This is a genomic window from Prevotella multiformis (assembly GCF_018127985.1).
Lineage (GTDB): Bacteria > Bacteroidota > Bacteroidia > Bacteroidales > Bacteroidaceae > Prevotella > Prevotella multiformis.
The window spans coordinates 596,411-621,795 of the sequence record NZ_CP072357.1 but is presented as its reverse complement, the minus strand read 5'-3'; the positions used below and the strand labels follow the sequence as shown (position 1 = coordinate 621,795).

At 53.2% G+C, this 25,385-nt stretch carries 17 protein-coding genes; 11 read left to right on the top strand and 6 right to left on the bottom strand.

The genetic code is table 11. The annotated features are described in order from the left end of the window. Positions 1-4: 4 nt before the first annotated feature. Entirely contained in the window at positions 5-955 is a 951-nt protein-coding gene (gene ftsY / locus J4864_RS02460) for a signal recognition particle-docking protein FtsY (RefSeq protein WP_007368614.1), read from the bottom strand. A gap of 322 nt (positions 956-1,277) precedes the next feature. On the opposite strand from ftsY, the gene J4864_RS02455 reads away from it, so the two are divergent. Next, entirely contained in the window at positions 1,278-1,682 is a 405-nt protein-coding gene (locus J4864_RS02455; RefSeq protein WP_007368613.1) for an OsmC family protein, read from the top strand. Positions 1,683-2,078: 396 nt separating this feature from the next. Here J4864_RS02455 and J4864_RS02450 read toward each other — a convergent pair whose 3' ends face one another. Then, on the bottom strand, positions 2,079-2,804 hold the full coding sequence (locus tag J4864_RS02450; RefSeq protein WP_211814471.1) for an HAD family hydrolase: 726 nt from the start codon (positions 2,802-2,804) through the stop codon (positions 2,079-2,081). A gap of 685 nt (positions 2,805-3,489) precedes the next feature. After that, a complete protein-coding gene (locus tag J4864_RS02445) occupies positions 3,490-3,930 on the bottom strand; it encodes a DUF6078 family protein (protein ID WP_211814470.1) in 441 nt (146 codons plus the stop codon). 399 nt (positions 3,931-4,329) lie between these two features. On the opposite strand from J4864_RS02445, the gene J4864_RS02440 reads away from it, so the two are divergent. The 8 genes from J4864_RS02440 to J4864_RS11770 all read left to right on the top strand — a co-directional run bounded on the left by J4864_RS02440 (position 4,330) and on the right by J4864_RS11770 (position 16,135). Beyond that, positions 4,330-5,130, top strand: a complete 801-nt coding sequence (locus J4864_RS02440) for a polysaccharide biosynthesis/export family protein (RefSeq protein ID WP_211814469.1) — start codon at positions 4,330-4,332, stop codon at positions 5,128-5,130. A gap of 171 nt (positions 5,131-5,301) precedes the next feature. Further along, complete coding sequence (gene glmS, locus J4864_RS02435) at positions 5,302-7,149, top strand: glutamine--fructose-6-phosphate transaminase (isomerizing) (protein ID WP_211814468.1); 1,848 nt, start codon at positions 5,302-5,304, stop codon at positions 7,147-7,149. 194 nt (positions 7,150-7,343) lie between these two features. Then, positions 7,344-9,248, top strand: a complete 1,905-nt coding sequence (locus J4864_RS02430; RefSeq protein ID WP_211814467.1) for an amidophosphoribosyltransferase — start codon at positions 7,344-7,346, stop codon at positions 9,246-9,248. A 138-nt stretch (positions 9,249-9,386) separates the two neighbouring features. Continuing rightward, on the top strand, positions 9,387-10,463 hold the full coding sequence (gene carA / locus J4864_RS02425) for a glutamine-hydrolyzing carbamoyl-phosphate synthase small subunit (RefSeq protein WP_211814466.1): 1,077 nt from the start codon (positions 9,387-9,389) through the stop codon (positions 10,461-10,463). After that, positions 10,463-13,687 carry a carbamoyl-phosphate synthase (glutamine-hydrolyzing) large subunit gene (gene carB, locus J4864_RS02420; protein ID WP_211814465.1) on the top strand — a complete coding sequence of 1,075 codons (3,225 nt, stop codon included), beginning with the start codon at positions 10,463-10,465 and terminating at the stop codon, positions 13,685-13,687. Before carA ends, carB begins: the two co-directional genes overlap by 1 nt. A gap of 75 nt (positions 13,688-13,762) precedes the next feature. Beyond that, the gene (locus J4864_RS02415) at positions 13,763-14,335 is read left to right on the top strand and encodes a hypothetical protein (protein ID WP_211814464.1); all 573 of its coding nucleotides are present in this window, start codon (positions 13,763-13,765) and stop codon (positions 14,333-14,335) included. Positions 14,336-14,691: 356 nt separating this feature from the next. Next, entirely contained in the window at positions 14,692-15,828 is a 1,137-nt protein-coding gene (locus tag J4864_RS02410) for a porin (protein WP_211814463.1), read from the top strand. A gap of 133 nt (positions 15,829-15,961) precedes the next feature. Further along, positions 15,962-16,135: a hypothetical protein gene (locus J4864_RS11770; protein ID WP_007368602.1), complete on the top strand. Its 174-nt coding sequence runs from the start codon at positions 15,962-15,964 to the stop codon at positions 16,133-16,135. A 38-nt stretch (positions 16,136-16,173) separates the two neighbouring features. On the opposite strand, the gene J4864_RS02400 is transcribed toward J4864_RS11770, so the two are convergent. Then, the gene (locus tag J4864_RS02400) at positions 16,174-17,259 is read right to left on the bottom strand and encodes a hypothetical protein (RefSeq protein ID WP_211814462.1); all 1,086 of its coding nucleotides are present in this window, start codon (positions 17,257-17,259) and stop codon (positions 16,174-16,176) included. A 157-nt stretch (positions 17,260-17,416) separates the two neighbouring features. Between J4864_RS02400 and J4864_RS02395 the strand changes: the two genes are divergently transcribed. After that, positions 17,417-18,601: an ATP-binding protein gene (locus tag J4864_RS02395; protein WP_211814461.1), complete on the top strand. Its 1,185-nt coding sequence runs from the start codon at positions 17,417-17,419 to the stop codon at positions 18,599-18,601. A gap of 46 nt (positions 18,602-18,647) precedes the next feature. Then, entirely contained in the window at positions 18,648-22,223 is a 3,576-nt protein-coding gene (nifJ, locus tag J4864_RS02390) for a pyruvate:ferredoxin (flavodoxin) oxidoreductase (protein WP_211814460.1), read from the top strand. 996 nt (positions 22,224-23,219) lie between these two features. Here the strand turns inward: nifJ and J4864_RS02385 are convergent. Both J4864_RS02385 and J4864_RS02380 read right to left on the bottom strand, forming a co-directional pair. Next, on the bottom strand, positions 23,220-24,305 hold the full coding sequence (locus J4864_RS02385) for an ABC transporter permease (RefSeq protein WP_211814459.1): 1,086 nt from the start codon (positions 24,303-24,305) through the stop codon (positions 23,220-23,222). 7 nt (positions 24,306-24,312) lie between these two features. Next, positions 24,313-25,371, bottom strand: a complete 1,059-nt coding sequence (locus J4864_RS02380) for an ABC transporter permease (protein WP_211814458.1) — start codon at positions 25,369-25,371, stop codon at positions 24,313-24,315. Positions 25,372-25,385 lie beyond the last annotated feature (14 nt).

The following is a 25,385-nucleotide window of genomic DNA, read 5'->3' as shown; positions in this document are numbered from 1 at the left end:
ATCGTTACTTGAAGAGGCTGTCGACGAACTGCGCCTTGTCAAAGAGCTGCAGGTCTTCCATCCCCTCGCCCAATCCGATGTATTTGACGGGAACTTTCAGCTGATCGCTGATGCCGATGACAACGCCGCCCTTTGCCGTTCCGTCAAGTTTGGTGATGGCGAGTGAGGTGATCTGTGTTACGGCAGCGAACTGTCTTGCCTGTTCAAAGGCATTCTGTCCTGTACTTCCGTCCAGTACCAGCAGCACCTCGTGCGGAGCGTCAGGGACAACTTTCTTCATTACGTCCTTGATCTTCTTCAGCTCGTTCATCAGGCCTATCTTGTTGTGCAGTCGCCCGGCGGTGTCGATGATGACGACGTCCGCTCCGTTCGCCTTGGCGCTCTGCAGCGTGTCGAAAGCCACGCTCGCCGGGTCGGCTCCCATCTGCTGCTTTATGACAGGGACTCCCACACGGTCGCCCCATATCTGTATCTGTTCGACGGCAGCCGCACGGAAGGTGTCAGCCGCTCCGAGGTAGACCTTTTTCCCGGCCTGCTTGAACTGATAGGCAAGTTTGCCGATGGTCGTCGTCTTGCCGACGCCATTGACGCCGACGACGAGAATCACATAGGGATGGGCATGTTCTGGCAGCACCCAGTCGGAATTGCTGCCTGTGTTGTTTTCGGTGAGCAGTGCCGTGATCTCGCTTTTCAGGATGTCATTCAGCTCGTTGGTCGATACATACTTGTCTCTTGCCACACGCTCTTCGATACGGTGGATGATCTTGATGGTGGTGTCAACGCCCACGTCTGACGTGACGAGGATTTCCTCCAGATCATCCAGAACCTCATCATCCACCTTTGACTTTCCCGCCACCGCACGTGCAAGTTTGGAAAAGACGTTCTGTTTGGTCTTTTCAAGTCCCTTGTCAAGTGTCTCCTTTTTCTTTTTGCCGAATAAACCGAATAATCCCATACAATTAGCTAATTTGCTTGCAAAGTTAATAAAAAGTTGGTGAAATAGCAAATGCCGTGTGTCAAGAATCCTTTTTGCAGCACACAGGTGTGTCTGTCGCCGGTCTGTCTACGGTCTGGACATCGTGGAAACCCTCCGCCAGCAGAGCGGTCTGTCGTCGTCGGCTGCATTTGTCATGGGGCAGTATTTTTTTTGTTTTTTGGGTGTCTGACATGCTTGGAAGTCGGTTATTTTATGTAAATTTGCCCAGTCGGTTCTGGAGGAAGCCTGTCCTCTGGAATCCGGAAGAAAACAATAACCAACAACCTAAAGCATTACGATTATGACCATCACGAAAGCGATTTATCAGGGAAAAGGAAGAGTCGAGGCTGACCATGTACGGTCGGCGGTAACCGTTAAGACCGATGCCGGCAAGGCGGTGGGCGGTCTGGGCGAGAACCAGACACCCGTGGAGCTGTTGGGCAATGCGCTGGCGGCCTGTGTGCTGACGCTCATAGGGCTGCAGGCCGAACGGAGCGGTGTCGATTTTGCCGGCTGCTATGCCGAGGTAGGCGAGTGCGAGGAAGACATGGAGGCCTTCACCGTCACACGTATCCCCATCACCTTCCATCTGAAAGCTGCCTTTGACGAAAAGCAGCGCAAGAAGTTCGAATATATAGCCAGAAAAGCCTGTTTCGTCGGGAATACGCTGACGGCCGAAAAGGTGTTCAGTTTCGTCTATGAATAAAGGGCAGTCCCGGTAAGGCAGGTTCTGAAAAACTCCTTTGATGTTTTTTGTTTTTCAGGCGGGCTGATTCCGTGCTTATTTCTTCTTGAACGTGCATAGCGGGTTTATGCAACTGGAAAGAAAAAGGTGAAGATGCCGCATTGAAGCAAATAGTTACAGAGGGTTGACGGTCTCCCGGCCAGCGACAGACCGGTGCGGAAACCTTAGGGTCTGCCGTAGTCCTATATCGGCGTCCCTGTGCCGAGGCAAGCCGCCGGTTCTTTGCTTCTTGTCGGCTTTCCTGCAAAAGGGAAGTCCGCCGGAGAGGATTTCCAACCTCCCGTTAAACCGGATGCGGGTGTGTCGGACATCAGGCTGATAGCTTGTCATCAGCCTGTCCGGCACACCCGCCTTCGGTCAAGACAGCTGGCTCGCATCGATGAAATGCGGGACAGGATACAGGTATTTCGTCAGGTCGGAGAACTTGGCGATGCGCAGCAGTCTCGGGTGTACATATTTCCGTTCCTCCTCATCATGCTTTATGTGATATGGTATGTGTACAGCCCATCCGCCGATCTTCAGTACAGGGTCGACGTCTGCTGCAAATGAATTGCCCACGGTCAGCAGCTGGCCCGTCTTGGCATGGTACTGCCTGCAGAGCCGCTGGTAGGCATCCGGTGTCTTGTCCGTCACGATGACGATGTCGTCAAAGTAGGGACGCAGTCCTGAACGCCGGAACTTGTTCTCCTGGTCCAGCAGTTCCCCTTTGGTAAACACGACCATACGGTACCTGCCGGTCTTCCGCAGCTTCTCCAGCGTCGTCTTTACGCCGTCGAACGGATGGCCGGGGAGCCGCAGCAATTCCTTGCCCAGTTCGATGACCTGCCCGATCTCTCCACCATTTATCTTTCCGTGACTGATGTTGACTGCATTCTCTATTAGTGAGAGCAAGAAAGCCTTGCTTCCGTATCCAAGGAGTGGTATGTTAGCCTTTTCAGTGGTGCGGAGAGCGTGGGACACCTTGTCGGCCGAAGCGTAAGGGGCAAGGATCTCACAGTACACTTTTTCCACCGTGTCATAGTAGGTCTGGCTACCCCACAGCGTGTCGTCTGCATCAAATGCGATCAGTGAAATCTCCGTCATAAGCCTGATTTTTAGATGTTATAGTTAGCTTGGAAACTCTCCCCCCGTTAGACGACGTGTCTGTTTCGGGGCAAATAGCAGGACGGTTAGCAATCTATTTCTTTCTTTTCAAATGTCTTAATCCTCCTTTTTTCTTCTTTACACAGCAAAGTTAAGTGATTTCTTCTGAACTCCAAAGATTTATGCAAGTTTTTTATCGTCATATATGCAAATATTTACCTTTTTTAATTATAGGCGAATACGGATGATTTGTCTATGAACGTGTCGGGTGTGTTAATGGATGTATCTTATTGTCTTATTCCCTTATTCTTTTCGGAATGAAGAGCCGGCTTTTCAAAAGGTAAAATTCTTGACGGAAATCCTGATGATGCCATTCTGATTTTCTTTCTATGCAAAGGGGAGGCAGGGGAGAAACCGGGAAAATCACCCTTTTTTTCCGTAGCTGTGCATTATGTTGGTGTGTAGAGGGTACTGAAAGATAAGCAGAGTCCAACGGAACGAAAACTCATTACAATTTCGTCGCAGACTCCTGCCTTCTCGGCAGGTCTGCAGATAGATGTACGCCCGGGAGAACAGCCCGGCCTGCCGGGACGGTTGTTCCCAACCGGCTGGGAACAGGATTCCCGGCCGTTGGGAACAGGATTCCCGGCCGTCGGGAGTCCGGTTCCCAGACCTCCTGTGCCGGTCAGCTGTCTGTGGCATACAACCGGGGCTGGTCTTCGTAGCGGTCGAACTCTACCTTCCCGGGGTAGCCGTAGTCGGCGAACAGCTGCCTGATCCATTGTTGCTGTTCCGGCATCAATGCCTGTTCCCCATGCAGATAGCGGTAGTAAGTGCCTCGTCCGCCAAGATATGCCCTGATGGCACTGCGCATATCGGCAATGTGCCTGCTCTTTACATCATAGAAGATGCGGGTGAACCCATAGGCGACGTGTTCGGTCTCTGTCTTCAAGAACCTCGGGCATCGTTCTTTTTTCAGTACTGACGGTACGACCGCCTCACGGGTCTCCACGTCGTCGGGCAGGTTCAGCCCCGCCTGATAGCGGAGACACTCTTGCTTTCGTCTGCATCCGGCCAGAAAGCAGACTGCCCATCCTGCCGGGATGTTCTGGTGTTTTGTTTCCATAATCGTATGTTTTGTTCGCTGCAAAGATACCCCTGCCTTTCCATACCGGCAAGGTTCTTCTATGTAGTTTGCAAGGTAGCCGGTGCATCTTTCTTTCCTGTCCCTCTCCGGCTCTGCGTACGAGAACGCCTGTTCTGTGGCTCTATGCCGCCGGACTTTCTCGGCGGACATACCCTGCAGGGGGAGGGGCTGTCCGCCACAGTCGTGTCACCTGCCGGAATAGTCCCTTTGTTGGTATCTGAAAGAAAAAAAGGCAATCATTTGTGGTTCTCAAAAAATAATCGTATTTTTGCAGAGGATATGTCGCGGCGGTGAAACGGAGCGCATGGATCCTGTTCATGGCCCCCGTCATTCCTGCTAAAATTAATGTTGATAGAAGACTACACGTTATTTGTTTAAATGAAAAAGATCATCTTTTCTGTCATAGTTACGGCTATGATGATGGCCATGGCCGGCTGTGGCTCAAGTAAGGACGTGCCTTACTACACGAATATTGACTCTGTCAGCCTGGCTGCCTCACGTGGTCTGTACGATGCGCGCATCATGCCGAAGGACGAGCTGACGATTACGGTAAACACGACCGATCCCGATGCTTCCGTTCCTTTCAACCTGCAGGTGCGCAACCAGTTGAGCGGCGGCAAGCAGATCAGCAGCAGCGGCGGCTCGCTGCAAGGCTATCTGGTAGACAATTCCGGTTTCATCAATTTCCCCGTCATCGGGAAGATACACGTCAGCGGTCTGACCAAGACGGAGTGCGAGGATCTGATCAAGAGCAAGATCCAGCCTTATCTGGCACGTACAGAGAACCCCATCGTGACGGTCCGCATGAGCAGCTACCGCATCACGGTCATCGGTGAGGTTACCCACCCCGGCGTGTTTCCGGTCTCCACGGAGAAGATCAGTGTGATGGAGGCGCTGGCGCAGGCCGGCGACATGACCATCTATGGAAAGCGCAACAACGTCATGCTGATCCGGGAGGATGCGATGGGTGAGAAGCATCATTACCGGCTGAATCTGAATGACGCCAACCTCATCAATTCACCTTATTATTATCTGCAGCAGAACGACATACTCTATGTTGAGCCGAACAGTGTGAAGGCCAAGAGTTCCGGTATCGGAAGCTCCACGACCATCTGGTTCTCCTTTATCGGCATCGTGACTTCCGTCGCCTCGCTGCTGGTAAACGTATTGAGAAAGTAATATTCTGTCTCCTGCCAGGATGTGTCTGCGGCATCCCTGGCTGTGGCGAAAACATAATTAGAAATGAGAATATCTTTGACATCCATGTCCTGCGCGCAGTATTCTGGACTGCCGGCTGATAAGAGGGTGTGAGGGATGTTCTCATTTTCGGATAAAGAATGTATTTAGGATATGTGTGGTATAGTAGGTTATATCGGAACGAAGCGTGAGGCTTATCCCATTTTGATAAAAGGCCTGAAACGGCTTGAATACAGAGGATACGACAGTGCGGGGGTCGCACTGATCAACACGGACGGCAGCCTGAATGTCTATAAGACAAAAGGAAAGGTGGCTGATCTGGAAGCGTTCTGTGCCGACAAGAACATAACCGGAACCGTCGGCATCGCCCATACGCGCTGGGCGACACATGGCGAACCGTCTTCTGTCAATGCGCATCCGCATTACTCGCAGTCGAAGAATCTCGCCATCATCCACAATGGAATCATCGAAAACTATGCCGAGATCAAGCACAGGCTGGTAGAAAAAGGAATCAAGTTCCGGTCGGAGACCGACACGGAAGTGCTGGTACAGCTGATCGACTACATACAGACACGGAAGAACCTCAGTCTGCTGGAAGCCGTGCAGCTGGCACTGCACCAGGTGATAGGGGCATACGCCGTTGCGCTGCTCGACAGGCGCAATCCTGATACCATCATTGCGGCGAGAAAGCAGAGCCCGCTGGTGGTAGGCATCGGCGACGGTGAGTTCTTCCTCGGTTCGGATGCCAGTCCGATCATCGAGTACACCGACAAGGTGGTCTATCTCGATGACGGCAACATTGCCGTTATGAAACTGGGGCAGGAACTGAAGGTGGTGAATATCCTGAATGAGAAGCTGTCGCCGGAGATCCACACCGTAGACATCAACCTCGGTCAGATAGAAAAGGGAGGTTATCCCCACTTCATGCTCAAGGAAATCTTCGAACAGCCGGAGTGTCTGACCAACTGCATGCGCGGCCGCATCAATGTCGACCACGACCGGGTGACGCTGAGTGCGCTGATCGACTACCGGAGCCGGCTGCTCAGTGCCAAGCGCATCATCATCGTAGCCTGTGGGACAAGCTGGCATGCGGGGCTGATCGGCAAGCAGCTGATAGAGTCGTTCTGCCGCATACCGGTCGAGGTCGAATATGCCAGCGAGTTCCGATATGGGAATCCGGTGGTGGGCAGCGGCGATGTTGTCATCGCCATCTCGCAGAGCGGGGAGACGGCCGACACGCTCGCAGCCGTAGAACTGGCGAGGGCGAAGGGCGCCTTCATCTATGGGGTCTGCAACGCTATCGGCTCCAGTATTCCGCGCGCAACGGACACCGGCACCTACATCCACGTCGGTCCGGAGATCGGTGTGGCCTCTACGAAGGCGTTTACCGGACAGGTCACCGTGCTGACGATGTTCGCCCTTGCCCTGGCGAATGCCAAGGGGACCGTCGGCCACGATGAGTACGTGAAGACCGTGAAGGGCCTGGCTGAGATACCGGCCATGATGAAGGAGGTCCTGAAAGTGAACGACAAGATTGCGGATATGGCACGCACGTTCACATACGCCCGCAACTTTCTTTATCTCGGCAGGGGGTACAGCTATCCTGTGGCGTTGGAGGGTGCGCTGAAGCTGAAGGAAATATCCTATATCCATGCCGAAGGGTATCCGGCAGCCGAGATGAAGCACGGTCCGATTGCGCTGATCGACTCGGACATGCCGGTCGTGGTCATTGCGACCCACAACGGAATGTATGAGAAGGTACGCAGCAACATCCAGGAGATAAAGGCACGGCAGGGCCGTGTAATCGCTTTGGTATCAAAAGGAGATACCACCGTTTCGAAGATAGCCGATGCCGTGATCGAACTTCCCGATACGATGGACTGCCTCGAACCGTTGGTGGCTACCATTCCGCTGCAGCTGCTGGCTTATCATGTTGCGGTCTGCAAGGGAAAGAACGTCGACCAGCCGCGCAACCTTGCCAAGTCGGTTACCGTAGAGTAGGAGAGAAAAGGAATGGAGGTAGAGGGAAGAAGAAGACGTGAGAAACGTTGAAGGAAGAGGAGGCTGCCGTCCGGGGCCAATATCCCTCCCTGCATGGATTCTTTCCTTCGGGTCTCCCCAGACCCACCTGACCTCCTGGATTTTTCCTGCTTTCTTGACCTCCCCCAATTAAAGACATATAGACTACCTTATAAATGGAAAAGAACATTCATGAAGATTGCGGTGTGGCAATGATCCGGTTGCTGAAGCCGTTGGAGTATTATCAGGAGAAGTATGGCACCTGGATGTACGGTCTGAACAAACTCTATCTGATGATGGAGAAACAGCACAACCGTGGTCAGGAGGGCGCCGGTCTGGCTTCTGTCAAGCTGGACTCCCTGCCCGGCAACGAATACATGTTCCGTGAGCGGGCTGAGGGAAAGAATGCCGTCACCGAGATCTTCGCCAATGTGCACAAGCATTACAGGGACTTCTCGCAGGAGCAGCTGTCTGATGTTTCTTTTGCGAAATCGAACCTTCCCTTTGCGGGAGAGCTTTACATGGGCCACCTCCGGTACTCCACTACCGGCAAGAGTGGCCTTTCTTATGTCCATCCGTTCCTGCGGCGGAACAACTGGAAGGCCAAGAATCTCTGTATGTGCGGCAACTTCAACATGACGAACATCGGGGATATCTTCGAGAAACTGACAGATCAGGGACAGTGCCCCCGCATCTACAGTGATACCTATATCCTGTTGGAACTGATGGGGCACAGGCTCGACCGGGAGGTGGAGCGCAACTTCGTGGAGGCGCAGAAACTCGGACTTGAGAAGCGTGCCGTCACCGATTACATCGAAGAGCACGTACAGGTGAGCAATGTCCTCAAGACGACCATGCAGGACTTTGACGGCGGATATGTCATCTGCGGACAGACGGGGTCGGGTGAGATGTTCGCTATCCGTGATCCCTGGGCCATTCGGCCGGCGTTCTATTACAGGAACGATGAGATCGTTGCGCTGGCAAGTGAGCGTCCTGTGCTGCAGACGACTTTCGACCTGGAGTGTAATGACATTCAGGAATTGGCCCCCGGTCAGGCACTGATTGTCAACCGCCGTGGCGAATGTTCGCTGCAGCAGATACTCGAACCCCGGAACTATTCAGCCTGTTCATTCGAGCGCATCTATTTCTCCCGCGGCTCTGACCGTGACATATATAAGGAACGTGAACAGCTGGGACGACAGCTGACAGAACCGGTGCTGAAGGCGGTCGGCTACGATACCAGCCACACCGTGCTCTCCTTCATACCGAATACGGCGGAGGTGGCATTCTATGGTCTTGTCCATGGTTTCAAGGAGTGGATCGACAAGAAGAAGGTGGAACAGATTGCAGCCTTGGGCACCGATCCTTCGGCAGAGGAAGTCTACCGCATTATTCATCAGGATGTCCGTTCGGAGAAAGTGGCGTGGAAAGACATCAAGCTGCGTACTTTCATCACCGAAGGCAACTCCCGTAACGACCTTGCCTCTCATGTCTACGATATTACCTATGAGTGCATCAAGCCCTATGAGGACAATCTCGTCATCATTGACGACTCCATCGTACGGGGCACGACATTGAAGGAAAGCATCCTCCGCATACTCGACCGGCTGCATCCCAAGAAGATCGTCGTCGTGTCGAGCGCACCCCAGATCCGCTTCCCTGACTACTATGGCATTGATATGCCTTGTCCTGACGAGTTCTGTGTGTTCCGTGCTGCCGTCGAACTGCTGCATGACCGTGGAATGGCCCCTCTGCTGGATGAGGTGTACGAGGCGTGCAGGAAGGAGGTTGCCAAGGCCAAGGACGAACCCATCGTGAATGCCGTCCGTACCGTTTACAAGCCGTTTACGGTGGATGAACTCAATAAGAAGATCATAGAGATGCTGCGTCCGGAAGGGATGACGACGCCTGTCGAACTCGTTTATCAGAGTGTGGAAGGGCTGCATCATGCCATCCCGGATCATCCGGGCGACTGGTATTTCACAGGCAACTATCCGACCCGTGGCGGTATGCGGCTCGTCAACCAGGCTTTCATTGACTATTATGAGCGTGTGCATCGTCATTCCGAAAGGATGAAATAGAGCTTCTCTGCAAGGAATGCTTCTCGTGTCGATGAGCGTGATTCATCCTGGACAGAAGGCATTGCTCCCAAGAGGATGTGTGCCTGTCGGCCTGTAAAGAATCGGAAAAAACAAACAACCCAACAATACAGAACAATAATGAGGAACGTAACTTTATTCCTGAGTGACGGAACAAAATTCCATGGAAAGTCGTTTGGATACGATGCCCCTGTGGCTGGAGAAGTGGTATTCAACACGGCCATGATGGGCTATCCGGAAAGCCTGACCGACCCCTCCTATGCCGGGCAGTTGCTTACAATGACTTTCCCCTTGGCAGGCAACTACGGTGTGCCGCCTTTCACTTTCGATGCGGATGGCATCCCGACTTTCATGGAAAGTGACAGGATATATGCGTCAGCCATCATCGTGTCCGACTATACGGAGCGGTATTCACACTGGAACGCTGTGGAGAGTCTGGGCGACTGGCTGAAACGGGAGCATGTACCGGGTATAACAGGAATAGATACCCGAGAGCTTACCAAGGTACTGCGCGAACATGGTGTGATGATGGGGAAAATACTCTTCGATGACGAGCCGGACAACATTCCCGAGGCCGACTATGAAGGCGTGAACTTCGTCGACCGTGTCTCCACGAAGGAAATCATCCGTTACAATGAGGGAGCCGGCAAGAAAGTCGTCCTGGTAGACTGCGGCGTGAAGGCCAATATCATCCGCTCCCTTATAAAAAGAGGCGTAGAGGTCATCCGTGTACCCTGGAACTATGATTACACCGATATGGACTATGACGGACTCTTCCTTGCCAACGGCCCCGGCGACCCGGATATGTGCAACGATGCCGTTGAGATTATCCGCAAGCAGATGAACAGAAGCAAGAAGCCCATCTGCGGCATCTGCATGGGTAACCAGTTGCTGTCAAAGGCAGCGGGTGCAACCATCTACAAGTTGAAATACGGTCATCGGGGACACAACCAGCCGGTGCGTATGGTGGGGACGGAGAAGTGCTACATCACCTCCCAGAACCATGGCTATGCCGTTGACGCATCGACGCTCGACAAGGACTGGCGTGAACTGTTCGTGAACATGAACGACGGCAGCAACGAAGGAATCTGTCACAAAGAAAATCCTTGGTTTACCTCCCAGTTCCATCCGGAAGCCTGCTCCGGCCCGGTAGATACCTACTTTATGTTTGACAAATTCGTAGAGACACTGAAATAATGAAAGACGAGTCAATAAAGAAAGTCCTGATACTTGGTTCAGGCGCATTGAAGATTGGTGAGGCGGGCGAGTTCGATTACTCCGGCTCACAGGCATTGAAGGCACTGCGTGAGGAAGGCGTTTCTACGGTTCTGATCAATCCGAACATTGCCACAGTACAGACATCCGAGGGCGTAGCGGACCAGATCTACTTCCTCCCGGTGCAGCCTTACTTCGTGGAGCGGGTCATTGAAAAGGAACGCCCCGACGGCATTCTGCTGTCTTTCGGCGGACAGACCGCATTGAACTGTGGCGTAGAGCTGGACAAGACCGGCGTGCTGGAGAAATATCAGGTAAAGGTGTTGGGAACCCCCGTCAAGGCCATCATGGACACCGAAGACCGCGAACTATTCGTGGAAAGACTGGACGAGATTGACGTCAAGACCATCAAGAGCGAGGCCTGTGAGGATATTCAGCAGGCCCGTACGGCTGCAAAGACACTCGGATATCCGGTCATCGTCCGTGCAGCTTATGCATTAGGGGGACTCGGCAGCGGCTTTGCCGATAACGAGGAAGAACTGAATACACTTTGCGAGAAGGCTTTTTCATTCTCTCCGCAGGTGCTTGTCGAGAAGAGCCTGAAGGGTTGGAAAGAGATTGAATATGAGGTTGTACGCGACCGTTACGACAACTGTATCACGGTCTGCAACATGGAGAACTTCGACCCGCTCGGCATCCATACGGGAGAGTCTATCGTCATAGCACCGTCCCAGACGCTTTCCAACAGCGAGTACCATAAGCTGCGTGCGCTGTCCATCAAGATCGTCCGCCATATCGGCATCGTCGGTGAATGCAACGTCCAGTATGCCTTCGACCCCGAGAGCGAGGACTACCGGGTCATTGAGGTCAATGCCCGCCTCTCCCGTTCTTCAGCACTGGCCAGCAAGGCAACAGGCTATCCGCTTGCTTTCGTAGCTGCCAAGCTGGGTATGGGGTATGGACTGTTTGAACTGAAGAACTCCGTTACGAAGACCACTTCTGCATTCTTCGAGCCGGCACTCGACTATGTAGTCTGCAAGATACCACGCTGGGATCTCAGCAAGTTCCGCGGTGTGGACAAGGAGTTAGGCTCCAGCATGAAGTCGGTCGGCGAGGTAATGGCCATCGGTCGTAACTTCGAGGAGGCGATTCAGAAGGGTCTCCGCATGATAGGTCAGGGCATGCACGGCTTTGTCGAGAACAAAGAACTGCAGATTGACGACCTCAATGCGGCACTCCGTGAGCCGACGGATAAGCGTATTTTCCTCATCTCCAAGGCGATGCACCGTGGCTACACCGTCGACCAGATTCACGACCTGACAAAGATTGACCGTTGGTTCCTCTATAAACTCCGGCACATCATCGACATTGACGAGAAACTGAAACGCAAGAATATCAATACACTTGACAAGGAACTGCTGCGTGCAGCCAAGACATACGGCTTCACCGATTTCCAGATAGCACGTGCCGTAGGACTGGAAGAGGAATGCCAGAACATGCACAAGGCAATGATGATTGTCCGCCGCCTGCGCAAGGGTTTCGGCATTCTTCCTGTCGTAAAACAAATTGACACCTTGGCTGCGGAATATCCGGCACAGACCAATTATCTCTATGTCACTTATGCTGGCGTGGCATCTGATGTCACGTTCTCCAATGATCGCAATTCGGTCATCGTGCTCGGATCGGGTGCATACCGTATCGGCAGCTCGGTGGAATTCGACTGGTGCGGCGTCCAGGCTTTGAATACCATCCGTCGGCAGGGCTACCGATCCATCATGATCAACTATAATCCGGAGACCGTATCGACGGATTACGATATGTGCGACCGTCTTTACTTCGACGAACTGACTTTCGAGCGGGTGATGGATATCATCGATGCGGAGAATCCTCACGGCGTGATTGTATCGACAGGTGGGCAGATTCCCAACAACCTCGCCATGTACCTTGATGAGGAGAATGTGCCCATCCTCGGTACGGCGGCAAAGGACATTGACAATGCCGAAGACCGTGCCAAGTTTTCGTCGATGCTGACAGAGAACGGCATCAACCAGCCTGAATGGAGCGCATTGACCAGCATGGACGACATCGACAGGTTCGTCGATCGTGTCGGCTTCCCTGTCCTTGTCCGTCCGTCATACGTTCTCTCTGGTGCGGCGATGAACGTCTGCTCCAACAAAGACGAGCTTACACGCTTCCTGCAGCTGGCAGCCAATGTCAGCGAGGATCATCCTGTTGTGGTCAGCAAGTTCATTGAGCACGCCAAGGAAATAGAAATGGATGCCGTGGCACAGGACGGCGAAATCATGGCATACGCCATCTCCGAACACATCGAGTTCGCCGGTGTCCATTCCGGGGATGCCACCATCCAGTTCCCGCCACAGAAACTCTATGTCGAGACGGTGCGCCGTATCAAACGCATCAGCCGCCAGATTGCGAAGAAACTGCATATCAACGGACCGTTCAACATCCAGTATATGGCACGTGAGAATGACATCCTTGTCATCGAGTGTAACCTCCGTGCGAGCCGCTCATTCCCGTTTGTCAGCAAAGTACTGAAGCTGAACTTCATTGACCTTGCTACGAAGATCATGCTCGGCGTACCTGTCGAGAAACCAGGCAAGAACCTCTTCGACCTCGACTATGTGGGTATCAAGGCTTCTCAGTTCTCGTTCAACCGTTTGCAGAAGGCCGACCCGGTACTCGGTGTCGACATGAGTTCTACGGGTGAGGTGGGCTGTCTGGGCGATGACACCTCTACGGCGCTTCTGAAGTCGATGCTCTCTGTGGGGCAGCGTATTCCCAAGAAGACGGTGCTGCTTTCAACAGGTGGTGCAAAGCAGAAGGCCGAGATGCTCGATGCGGCGAAGATGCTGAGACAGCATGGTTACGAACTCTATGCGACGGTAGGAACGTCTAAGTATCTTACGGAGAATGGCATTGAGAACACACTCGTCTATATGCCTTCCGACGAAGGGAAGCAGCCGCAGGCACTCGCCCTTCTGCACGGGAAGAAGATAGACATGGTGGTGAATATGCCGAAGGACCTCACGCCGCGCGAGCTGACCAACGGCTATAAGATCCGCCGCGCCGCCATCGATCTCAACATTCCGTTGATTACGAACAGCCGGCTGGCAAGTGCGTTCATCCATGCCTTCTGCAATGTCGGTCTCGACGACATTGACATCAAGGCGTGGGGGGATTATTGATGGCTTTCCGGAGGTTTCGGGGGTCAGGAGCGTTGGCTTGACTCCCGAGGCTCCTCTAAAAACATTTCTCATCCCATGAAATTTCTTCCATTCGCCTTTGCCGCTGTTACAGCGGCGGCATTCGCATCCTGCTCCGGCTGCACGTCACGTGGAGCAGGGCATTATGACACGACACAGGTCGACACCATGATGGCGGTCGATCTTGACAGTGCGTCTTCCGTTGAGGGCGCTTACGTCTCGGCATGGGCTTATCAGAACGATTCGGCGGTCGCCACGATGCAGAGCGCTCCGAACAGGAAGTCGCAGATTACGGCCTCCAACCGCATGACGATCCGTGTCCGTTACCTCGGCAGGGTAGGGATAGAGGCTTGCATGATACTCGGCGACGGCGAACAGTTCTCGGGCAACAGCTATGACAGTACCGATTTCGTGCGTGTCTATGCGCATGGCGACGAAATCGGCCGCTTCACCTATAAGCCCGGCGTCAGCAAACAGACGGACTCTGCTTTTGTACGGAATCCCGCAGCTTTTGTCGACTGCCTCCGTAAGAACCGCTCGCTCAAGATAGAGACGACAACCTTTACGAGCGGGACACTTGTCTACAGTTTCGATGCGGTCGCGGGGCTGGCAGAACGGCATCGGCGGTGACTCTGCAGAGGGAGACAGTGGGAATGCTATTCCCAACCGGTCGGGAACCGGGCTCCCAGGCGCTGGGAATCCGGTTCCCAAGTGCTGGGAACCGGATTCCCGTGTAGCTGGTTGTTTCTGTGTCGTGCAGTTTAATGATTTAGGTTGGCGGCATAGAGTCTTGCCTTTAGACTTGTCTGACGGTTTAGGACCGGTCGGATCATTGCCCGGTTGCAGCCGACTGTTTCTGATTGACTGCTTCCCGGCTTACTTTTACGGTTAACATTTGGTGTTTACATAATAAAACACTATCTTTGCAACATTAACATCTGTTATTTCAACCTAAGACCCTTTTTTCATTACCTAAATACAAAGACATGAGAAAAACAATTATCCTTACAGCAATAGTGTTGTGCTCGGCCTTCGGCCATGCGCAGACACAGAAATGGATCAACAACGTGAAGCTGTCGGGTTTCGGAATCGTGCAGTATCAGTATAACGGCCTGCACAACGGTACGACAAGCAAGTCGAATACCTTTAACCTCCGTCTGGGACGTGTCTCCCTCGACGGCCGCATTCTGGACGACTGGTTTTGGAAAGCACAGCTGCAGTTCAACGGTAACACCTCCACCCTCGGGGCATCCCCGCGCGTGCTGGATCTCTTTGTCGAATGGCAGAAGTATGATTTCTTCCGCGTGAAGGCCGGCCAGTTCAAGAATCCGTTTACTTTCGACAACCCGATTCATCCCATTGACCAGGGCTTCATGGGGGTGGCACAGAGCGTGCAGAAACTCGCCGGTTTCTCTGACCAGGCAGGGGCGCATCCCTCTAACGGGCGCGACATCGGTGTGCAGATTCAGGGCGACTTCCTGAAGAACAATGCCGGCCGGAATCTCATCCATTATCAGGTCGGCGTGTTCGACGGACAGGGCATCAATGTGAAGGATGTCGACCAGCAGAAGAACATCATCGGGGGTGTATGGGTAATGCCCATGGATGGTCTGCGTCTGGGCTGGTTCGGCTGGACGGGGTCGTATGCCCGGAAAGGAACGTGGACGGATGCGGCCGGCCTGCCACAGAGCGGCATACGCAGCCTGCAGCAGCGTCGGTATGCCTTCTCGGCAGAGTATAAGGCAGACGACTGGACAGTCCGCTCAGAGTATGTCCATTCCACCGGCTATGCCTTTGCAAAGCCCATTGCCAATACGAATGATGAAGCGGCTCATGACTGTAATATCAGTGCCGACGGCAGCAAGGCACAGGGTGTCTACGCCCTCGTCATCGCCCCGATCATTCCTAAGAAATTCCATGCGAAGGCCCGTTATGATATGTACCGGCCGTCGGACGGCGCACAGAAGCAGCGCACGCAATACGACCTGGGGCTCGACTATGAGTTCAACAAGAACCTTGAACTGAGCGGGATTTACTCCTATGTCCACGACCGTTCGCAGAACACTCCTACGGGGCATCCCAACTACTCGATGTTTGATCTGGAGTTGAGTTTCCGCTTCTGACAGCAAAAAAACACGGATATATGCAGCGTATATCCGTGTTTTTTTATAATTTTGCACCCTTTCAGGTAGAGATGTATACAGAAAGGAGATTCTGGCAAAGGCCTCTACGGACTGATTATCAAACACTAAAAAAATGACAACGACACACCATCATCATCACCATTCGCATCACAGGACGGGATTTCACGACAACGCTGCATCGCAGAATGCACGGCGCAGACAGAAGCTGAACAAGCTGATGAAAATCGTCATGACGGGCTTTGCACTGGCCATCGTGGCCTTCGTCTGCTGGCTGTACAGCAACTGACTGGGCAGTCGGTCCCCGCCTGCCGGCTTCCGGAGCCGTCATCTGTCTTTATGCACCGTGTGCAGATGATAATGCGAGCCGTCATAGTCTATCCGCATCACCCGGTCCTGTAATTCCTGCCGGGCCGACAGTGCCAGCGCCACATGACCCATCGTGCGGCGCAGGTTGATTTCCACGACCGGATGGAGGCCGAACCCCGTCTCCCGCCCGTCCGGGACACCGTCTTTCGCAACGACCATCATGTCCACGCCCAAGACACCCTGATAGATGCCTTGCAGCCGGCCGGCGAGAAGGTGCTCCAGCGTCTCCGCCACTTTGTCCAGCACGCTGCCGGGGAGATAGGCCGAGAGCATTGCCCGTTTTCCGGCCTCGTCTGCAAGACTGTTTCCTGCATACGCTCCGTTGACCGTATGGAAGACCGACAGGCCGGCATAATGAACCCCTCGCGCATCGGAGACGAACTCCATCCCGAAATCTTTTACCTTATTGTAATAGGGCTCTACCATCATGCCCCCTTGCCGCTCGATCGTCTTTCTGCTCCAGGCTGCCACGGCCGGTTGCAGAAGGGTGTCGACATAGCGTATGCCCCGTCCGCTGCTGCTCCATGGAGCTTTGATGACGGCCTTTCCGGTCTCCCGGACCCTTTGCTCCAGTTCCTCCATCCCCCGGGCATAGCATGCTGCTCCGGTCAGTATGGGGTCGTGCAGGCGGCTGCGGAGTTCTGTCAGCACCATCGAGGCAAAACGCCGGTTGCTGTCATTGCGTATCCTGTCCAGCAGACCGTCGGCCGGCAAGAGCGTCCTGCGGATTCCCAGCTGTTCCAGCTGGAATTTCACGGCGGCATCCCATCCCCAGGGGGATACCCGGCTGATTCTGTCCGCCAGACGGCTCACCTCGTTCCTGTCGGCGAAGCGGACCTTCCTGCCGTCACGCATGAAGCGGTGGGCATGCGCCTTGGCGGAAGCCACATTCTCCACCCATACGAGGTCGCCTTCCGCTGCCCAGAGTGCAGGAAGATAGTCTAAATCGTGACGAAGCTGCCTGCCGGCGTGCGGGGCTGTAAAGTGCTTGTTGTTATAAGCTAATGCAATGTCATGCTCGGGGTTGAATACATGAAGTGTCATAGAGAATGTTCGTTTGTTTCCTGCAAAGGTACGGGAAAGCAAATGTACATGCAAAAAATAAAAGCTGAAAAACATTTTTTTGCCATCCATAGTTTGCAAATAAGAGAAATAAGTAGTAACTTTGCATTTGCATAAAGTAGACAGCAACGCGAACAAGATGGACGCATTCTTTCACACTCATACAAATCTGGTGGAGCATGTCAATGCCCCTGTCCGCCGTCGTCTTATGGATGAGATAAACTGGAACGACAGGCTCATCGGCATCAAAGGTACGAGAGGCGTGGGGAAGACCACCTTTCTGCTGCAATATGCCAAGGAGCGTTACGGCTCTGCAGACCGGCAGTGTCTTTATGTGAACATGAACAACTTTTACTTCCAGGGCAGAGGAATTGCAGATTTCGCAGGCGAGTTCTGCCGCAAGGGAGGAAAGGTCCTGCTGATAGACCAGGTGTTCAAGCAGCCGGACTGGAGCAGGGAGCTTCGCCGGTGCTACGACTGTTATCCGCAGCTCCAGATTGTTTTCACCGGCTCGAGTGTCATGAGGCTGAAGGAAGAGAACCCAGAACTCAACGGCATTGTCAGGAGCTACAACCTCCGGGGATTCTCGTTCCGTGAGTATCTGAACCTGCAGGCCGGGCAGCATTTCGAGCCTTATACGCTGGATGAGATACTGGGCGGTCATGAGGAAATCACCCGCGGCATCCTGGCGAAGGTGAGCCCGATGAAACATTTTCAGGAATACATCCACCACGGCTTCTATCCGTTCTTTCTGGAACACCGGAACTATTCCGAGAACCTGTTGAAGACGATGAACATGATGACGGAAGTGGATATCCTCCTCATCAAGCAGATAGACCTGAAGTATCTTACCAAGATAAAAAAACTGTTCTACCTCCTTGCCCTGGAAGGACCGAAAGCTCCCAACATCAGCAACCTCGCCAAGGATATCAATACGAGCCGGGCGACGGTGATGAACTATATCAAGAACCTTGCTGACGCACGCCTCATCAACATTGTCTACCCTGTCGGGCAGGAATTCCCCAAGAAGCCGGCGACGGTGATGCTGCAGAACTCCAACCTGATTTATGCCATCTATCCCATTCAGCTGGACCAGCAGCAGCTCATGGAGACTTTCTTCGTCAACGCCCTGCAGGAGGAGTGTTCCGTGAACGACGGCGGCAAGCAGGGGACTTACATCATCAACGAGAAGGAAAAATTCAAGGTGTATGACGCTGCAAAGCCCAAGATGAGGTTCAACAGCGATACGACCTATGCGATATACAACGCCGAAGTAGGGAAAGGAAGACAAGTACCGCTCTGGCTGATGGGTTTCCTTTATTAGGCAAGACCAAAAACATTATAACAATATTCATTTAATAAATTTCAAAATGGCTAAAGAAAAGAAGTTTATCACTTGTGATGGTAACGAGGCCGCTGCTCATGTGAGCTATATGTTCTCTGAGGTCGCAGCTATCTATCCTATCACTCCTTCATCTCCAATGGCTGAGCACGTCGACGAGTGGTCGGCACGCGGACGGAAGAACCTCTGGGGTCAGACCGTAAGCGTACAGGAGATGCAGTCAGAGGGTGGCGCAGCAGGTGCCGTACACGGTTCACTGCAGTCGGGTGCCCTGACAACAACCTTCACCGCATCACAGGGTCTGCTCCTGATGATTCCTAACATGTACAAGATTGCCGGTGAACTTTTGCCATGTGTGTTTAACGTCTCCGCACGTACACTCGCAAGTCATGCGCTCTGTATCTTCGGTGACCACCAGGATGTGATGGCCTGCCGCCAGACAGGTTTCGCCATGTTCTGTTCGGGCTCCGTGCAGGAAGTCATGGATCTTTCTGCCGTTCCTCATCTTGCTTCGCTGAAGACTTCCGTTCCTTTCATCAACTTCTTCGATGGTTTCCGTACATCTCATGAGTATCATAAGATCGAGTGCCTCGACCAGGAGGACATCCGTCCGCTGGTGGATGAAGAGGACATCAAGCGGTTCCGCGACCGTGCCATGTCACCGGAGCGTCCGGTCGTACGCGGTACTGCCGAGAACCCGGAGACCTTCTTCACACACCGTGAGGCAAGCAACTCTGCCTACGAGAATGTGCCGGAGGTCGTGGAGCACTATCTCAACGAACTGACCAAGATTACCGGCCGTGAGCATCACCTCTTCGACTACTATGGCGCAAAGGATGCCGAGAACATCATCATCCTGATGGGTTCAGCCACAGAAGCCGCCCGTGAAGCCATCGACTACCTGATGTCCCAGGGCAAGAAGGTGGGTATGGTCGCCGTACACCTTTACCGCCCGTTCTCTGTCAAGCACCTGCTGGCAGCAGTGCCCGAGACCGTCAAGCGCATCGCCGTGCTCGACCGTACGAAGGAGCCGGGTGCAGAGGGTGAGCCGTTGTACCTCGATGTCAAGAGCGCATTCTACGATGTGAAGAACAAGCCGCTGATTGTCGGTGGCCGTTACGGTCTCGGTTCTGCCGATACCACACCCGCCAAGATCATCGCCGTCTACAACAATCTTGAACTGCCCGAGCCGAAGGACCACTTCACGGTAGGTATCGTGGATGATGTCACCTTTACCTCTCTTCCGGAGGTCGAGGAGATTCCATTGGGCGGTGAAGGAATGTTCGAGGCTAAGTTCTATGGACTCGGTGCTGACGGTACTGTCGGTGCGAACAAGAACTCTGTAAAGATCATCGGTGACAACACCGACAAGCACTGCCAGGCCTACTTCTCTTACGACTCCAAGAAGTCGGGCGGCTTCACCTGCTCTCACCTCCGTTTCGGCGACAGCCCGATCCGTTCTACCTATCAGGTGAACACTCCGAACTTCGTGGCCTGCCACGTCCAGGCCTACCTGAACATGTACGATGTCACACGTGGCCTGCGCAAGAACGGTACGTTCCTGCTGAATACCATCTTCGACGGAGAAGAGCTTGTAAACTTCATTCCCAACAAGGTGAAACGTTACTTCGCCAAGAACAACATCACCGTCTACTACATCAATGCGACCAAGATCGCACAGGAGATCGGGCTTGGCAACCGTACCAACACCATCCTCCAGTCGGCTTTCTTCCGTATCACGCAGGTTATCCCACTCGACCTTGCGGTAGAGCAGATGAAAAAGTTCATCGTCAAGAGCTACAGCAAGAAGGGGCAGGATGTTGTAGACAAGAACTTCGCTGCCGTTGACCGCGGTAACGAGTACAAGCAGCTCACTGTTGACCCTGCATGGGCAAACCTCCCTGACGATGAGGCCAAAGCCGACGATGCACCCGCATTCGTCAAGGAACTTGTACGTCCGATGAACGCACAGGCCGGTGACCTCCTGAAGGTGTCAGACTTCGTAAAGCACGACACGGTCGACGGTACATGGTCGGTAGGTACCGCTGCTTACGACAAACGCGGTGTCGCTGCTTTCGTTCCTACATGGGATGCAGAGAACTGTATCCAGTGCAACAAATGTTCATTCGTCTGCCCTCACGCTTGTATCCGTCCGTTCGTTCTGGACGAACAGGAGAAGGCCGGCTTCAACGAACCTACCCTCGACGTACTCGCTCCGAAGCAGCTCAAGGGCATGCAGTTCCGCATCGAAGTGTCTGTACTCGACTGTACAGGTTGCGGCAACTGTGCTGATGTCTGCCCGGGCAAGAAGGGCAACAAGGCACTTGCCATGACACAGTTTGTTGCCGGTGAGGAAGAGGCTGTACGTCGTGCAGCCGACTGGGAGTACCTCGTCAAGAACGTCAAGAGCAAGCAGAATCTGGTTGACATCAAGTCGAATGCCAAGAACTCCCAGTTTGCTCAGCCGCTGTTCGAGTTCTCAGGAGCTTGTGCGGGCTGTGGTGAGACACCGTATGTCAAGCTCGTTTCACAGCTCTTCGGCGACCGTGAGATGATTGCCAACGCTACCGGCTGCTCTTCCATCTACTCTGCTTCCGTTCCTTCTACTCCGTATACGACCAACGAGAACGGACAGGGACCAGCCTTCAACAATTCATTGTTCGAGGACTTCTGCGAGTTCGGCATGGGTATGGCTTTGGGCAACAAGAAGATGCGTGAGCGCATCGTCGTGCTGCTCGGTGAAATCATTGCCCGTGACGATACGCCTGCCGACTTCAAAGCAGCTGCTCAGGAGTGGATCGAGGGCAAGGACAATGCTGATGCATCCAAAGTTGCAGCAGCCAAGCTGAAGCCTTTCATCGAAGGAGGCTGTTCCATCGGTTGCGATATCTGTGCCGAGCTGAAGACCCTCGACCACTATCTCGTCAAGCGCAGCCAATGGATTATCGGCGGTGACGGTGCTTCCTACGATATCGGTTACGGCGGTCTCGACCACGTCATCGCTTCCGGAGAGGATGTCAACATCCTGGTACTCGATACGGAGGTTTACTCCAACACGGGTGGTCAGAGTTCAAAGTCTACTCCGCTCGGCGCCATTGCTCAGTTCGCTGCCAAGGGCAAGCGTGTACGCAAGAAAGATCTCGGTCTGATGGCTACAACCTACGGTTACGTTTACGTAGCACAGGTTGCCATGGGTGCTGACAACGCACAGACATTGAAGGCCATCCGTGAGGCTGAGGCTTATCCCGGGCCGTCGCTCATCATCGCTTACTCTCCGTGTATCAACCACGGTCTGAAGATCAAGGGCGGTATGGGTCGCAGTCAGGCGCAGGAGGCCAATGCTGTTGCCTGCGGTTACTGGCATCTCTGGCGTTACAACCCGCAGTTGGCAGAAGAGGGCAAGAACCCGTTCTCTCTCGATTCCAAGGTACCGGACTGGAGCAAGTTCCAGGACTTCCTCCGCAGCGAGGTACGCTTCCTCTCTGTCCTCAAGGCTTATCCGGACGAGGGGGCTGAACTCTTCAAGGCCTGTGAGGATATGGCGAAACTTCGTTACCAGAGCTACGTCCGCAAGACGAAAGAGGACTGGAGCGAAGAGGCTTAACGGCTTTTCTGAACGGAACACCTTATAGTCGAAGGACTATATAACTCATATTCCAACCCTCATTTTATAGGTACTGCCAGACTGTCTCTCAGTCTGGAACGCCTATAAGATGAGGTTTTGACGTTTTATAGGAATGGTGTCGGTCCTTCCGTTAAATGCGCAGATTGGGAATAATGGCTTATGCACTTGCATGGTATGACTGTCCAAAAGCAGAGGGGCTTACAAAGGGGGCTACACTGCAATATTAAGATGCAGAAAAGGCGAATTGATACGAAGCCTGTCCATCAGCCTGTCTTTCCGTCTTCTACAGACAACTTATTCCCCTATCATCAGTGTTTGTAAAATGTTTTCATGCAACGCAAAGCAACACATGCCCTTCTGGCTTCTAAAAGATGCCTGATTGGCCTGCAACAGGTGCCCTTTTAGCTTGTTGCCAACGCCCTTTTGAAGTCCAATCAAGCATCTTTTAAAAACGACTTGACAACCTGTTGATTTACTACTGGTTACAAACTTGCTTTTTTGTTTGTGTCTTTTATATTTACAGCTGATTCATTCGATATTATGTAATAGTTTTTCAAAACGATGTCTGTATTTTCAACCTATTAAATTGAGAAGGGCTTTGTTTAGGAGGATGATGATGGAATAGTCAGTTGACGGTCTTGGCTATGTTTTTGTTGAATGAATCACTTCGGTTCTTCCGTTAAAGCTATGCGAAAAGCATCCACGCATTTAACGGAAGAAGCGTATATAACACACATCGGAAACCGACTTCGCCGGTGTGTTGCGTTCGTTCTGTTGGTTAACACCACCCGTGTCGGGTCTTCGCATCCTTGCAGTCTATTGCCTGGATAAGAGCAACTTACGGTGAAAGAAGCGTTGTACTGCCTCGGTTGGAGAATTGAAGCACCCTCTGTATACAATGCACTTTACCCCGACAACGGTTTCTCTTAGCAGTTCTTCTTATAGCTCTGCACGGCTCACACGCTTATGCACAGCTTAGCAGTTTTTCTTATAGCTCTGCACGGCCCACATGCTCATGAGAAGTCCGATTCCGAGCAGGGCGAGTACCTGGCGGGAGATGCTTCCCATGTCGCCTCCGCGGATGCAGACCGTCCGCATGGCCTCGATGAAATAGCTTACCGGATTGACATAGGTTGTCAGATAAACTGCGTAAGGCATGGAACGTGTCGGTGTGAACAGGCCGGAGAGCAGCAGGAGCATCACGACGAAGAACCACATGACGAAGATGGCCTGCTGCATGGTGTCCGAATAATTGGAGACAATCAGCCCGAAGGACGAGAAGAACAGTGCCAGCAGCATCGCCAGCAGATAGACAAGGGCTATGCTTCCCGCAGGGACAATGCCGTATATCCCCCATGAAAGAAGCAGGCAGACGGTGACGACGAAGAAGGCGATGATCCAGTAGGGAATCAGCTTGGCAAGGATGAATGTCCATTTACTTACGGGTGTCACGTTGATCTGTTCGATAGTCCCTGCCTCCTTCTCACCTACGATGTTGAGCGTCGGCAGGTATCCTGTCATCAGCATCATCACGATGGCGAAGAGTGCGGGAATCATGAAGCGTTTGAAGTCCAGCTGCTTGTTGTAGAGATATAAGGTAGACACCTGCGACTGGACAGAAGCTACGGAAGGAGATGCGTGGGCGATGACAACCTGCGAGAGATAGGCAGACCCTATCGAGCCTTTTGTCCCGTTGACGGCGTTGGCTGCCACCAGCACCTGCGGCGTACGTCCCAGGACAAGATCCCTGCTGTAGTGCTGTGGAATGACCACTATGGCATCCGACGTGGAATGCTCTATGTTGCTGAGTGCTGCCGCATACGTAGGCTGCTGTCCATGAAAGACAAAGTAGTTGTTTGCTCCAATCTCATGCACCAGCCGCTGCGACTGTGTGGAGCGGTCGTTGTCGACGACATCTACCACGATATTCTTCACTTCCATGTTCATTACCCACGGCATGACACACATGACCATGATGGGGAAGACGATGATGAGCCGTGGCAGAAACGAGTTGCGGCGTATCTGGGTGAACTCCTTGTGTAAAAGATATTTCAGTACCATATAGTTTCTATTCCAGTCGTTTGTTGAACTTCGTAAGCGAGAGAGCCAGCAATATGACGAGCATGCCGACGAGAATCATCAGCTCACGGAACACCTGTCCGATGCCGGTGTCCATGATCATCAGCTTGCGCATGGCGCTGATATAGTAACGTGTGGGGACGATGGCCGACACATATTGCAGAATCTGGGGCATCGACTCGATGGGGAATACCATTCCCGAAAGCATGATGATGGGCATCAGCAGCACCATGGCCGACAGCAGCAGGGCGGCAAGCTGTGTCTTTGCGACGTTGGAGACCAGCAGTCCCAATGAGAGTGCCAGCAGAATGTAGACGTTGGAGATGGCGAATATCCAGAACAGGGAACCATGCAGCGGTACGTCCAGGACGTAAGTGGACATGAGGAGGATTGCCGTCAGAATCAGGAAGGCGAGTACCAGGTAGGGAACGACTTTGGCGACAATGATCAGCAGCGGACGTGTGGGCGATACGAGCAGCACTTCCATCGTGCCTCTCTCTTTTTCCCGGACAATGGAGATGGAGGTCATCATGGCACAGACCAGCATGAGCAGCATCCCCATGATGGCAGGCACGAAGTTATAGGCGGATTTCATCTGCGGATTGTAAAGCATCCGTGAATTGACGGCGGTCCCCTCCGCATTCATGAGCACGGCACGGGCATAGTTAGACCACAGCTGCGCCATGTTGGGATCCGCCCCGTCCACGATAAACTGGACTTCATGTCCCGGTTCTGTAAAGTCCTGTGCGAAGACAACCGCTATGTCTGCCTGCTGGTTACGGATCGTCTGCTCGGCTTCGGCAGGTGTGGCGACAGTCTTCACGATCGTGAAATACTCCGATGCCGCCAGACGGTCAGCCGCCTGCCGCGTCGCATAGCTGGCATTGCTCATGACGATGACAGTCCGCACGTTCCGCACGTCGTTGGTGATGGCGAATCCGAAGATCAGCATCATGACGACAGGCATGCCGAAAAGCATCAGCATGGTACGCTTGTCACGGATGATATGCTTTGCCTCTTTGGTGACAAAAGCTATGAACTGCCTCATACGTTATGGATTGG

What these genes read in the sequence shown, in the direction of transcription:
- ftsY (WP_007368614.1), bottom strand. Translation starts at nt 955, where the DNA reads ATGGGATTATTCGGTTTATTCGGCAAAAAGAAAAAGGAGACACTTGAC.
- J4864_RS02455 (WP_007368613.1), top strand. Translation starts at nt 1,278, where the DNA reads ATGACCATCACGAAAGCGATTTATCAGGGAAAAGGAAGAGTCGAGGCT.
- J4864_RS02450 (WP_211814471.1), bottom strand. Translation starts at nt 2,804, where the DNA reads ATGACGGAGATTTCACTGATCGCATTTGATGCAGACGACACGCTGTGG.
- J4864_RS02445 (WP_211814470.1), bottom strand. Translation starts at nt 3,930, where the DNA reads ATGGAAACAAAACACCAGAACATCCCGGCAGGATGGGCAGTCTGCTTT.
- J4864_RS02440 (WP_211814469.1), top strand. Translation starts at nt 4,330, where the DNA reads ATGAAAAAGATCATCTTTTCTGTCATAGTTACGGCTATGATGATGGCC.
- glmS (WP_211814468.1), top strand. Translation starts at nt 5,302, where the DNA reads ATGTGTGGTATAGTAGGTTATATCGGAACGAAGCGTGAGGCTTATCCC.
- J4864_RS02430 (WP_211814467.1), top strand. Translation starts at nt 7,344, where the DNA reads ATGGAAAAGAACATTCATGAAGATTGCGGTGTGGCAATGATCCGGTTG.
- carA (WP_211814466.1), top strand. Translation starts at nt 9,387, where the DNA reads ATGAGGAACGTAACTTTATTCCTGAGTGACGGAACAAAATTCCATGGA.
- carB (WP_211814465.1), top strand. Translation starts at nt 10,463, where the DNA reads ATGAAAGACGAGTCAATAAAGAAAGTCCTGATACTTGGTTCAGGCGCA.
- J4864_RS02415 (WP_211814464.1), top strand. Translation starts at nt 13,763, where the DNA reads ATGAAATTTCTTCCATTCGCCTTTGCCGCTGTTACAGCGGCGGCATTC.
- J4864_RS02410 (WP_211814463.1), top strand. Translation starts at nt 14,692, where the DNA reads ATGAGAAAAACAATTATCCTTACAGCAATAGTGTTGTGCTCGGCCTTC.
- J4864_RS11770 (WP_007368602.1), top strand. Translation starts at nt 15,962, where the DNA reads ATGACAACGACACACCATCATCATCACCATTCGCATCACAGGACGGGA.
- J4864_RS02400 (WP_211814462.1), bottom strand. Translation starts at nt 17,259, where the DNA reads ATGACACTTCATGTATTCAACCCCGAGCATGACATTGCATTAGCTTAT.
- J4864_RS02395 (WP_211814461.1), top strand. Translation starts at nt 17,417, where the DNA reads ATGGACGCATTCTTTCACACTCATACAAATCTGGTGGAGCATGTCAAT.
- nifJ (WP_211814460.1), top strand. Translation starts at nt 18,648, where the DNA reads ATGGCTAAAGAAAAGAAGTTTATCACTTGTGATGGTAACGAGGCCGCT.
- J4864_RS02385 (WP_211814459.1), bottom strand. Translation starts at nt 24,305, where the DNA reads ATGGTACTGAAATATCTTTTACACAAGGAGTTCACCCAGATACGCCGC.
- J4864_RS02380 (WP_211814458.1), bottom strand. Translation starts at nt 25,371, where the DNA reads ATGAGGCAGTTCATAGCTTTTGTCACCAAAGAGGCAAAGCATATCATC.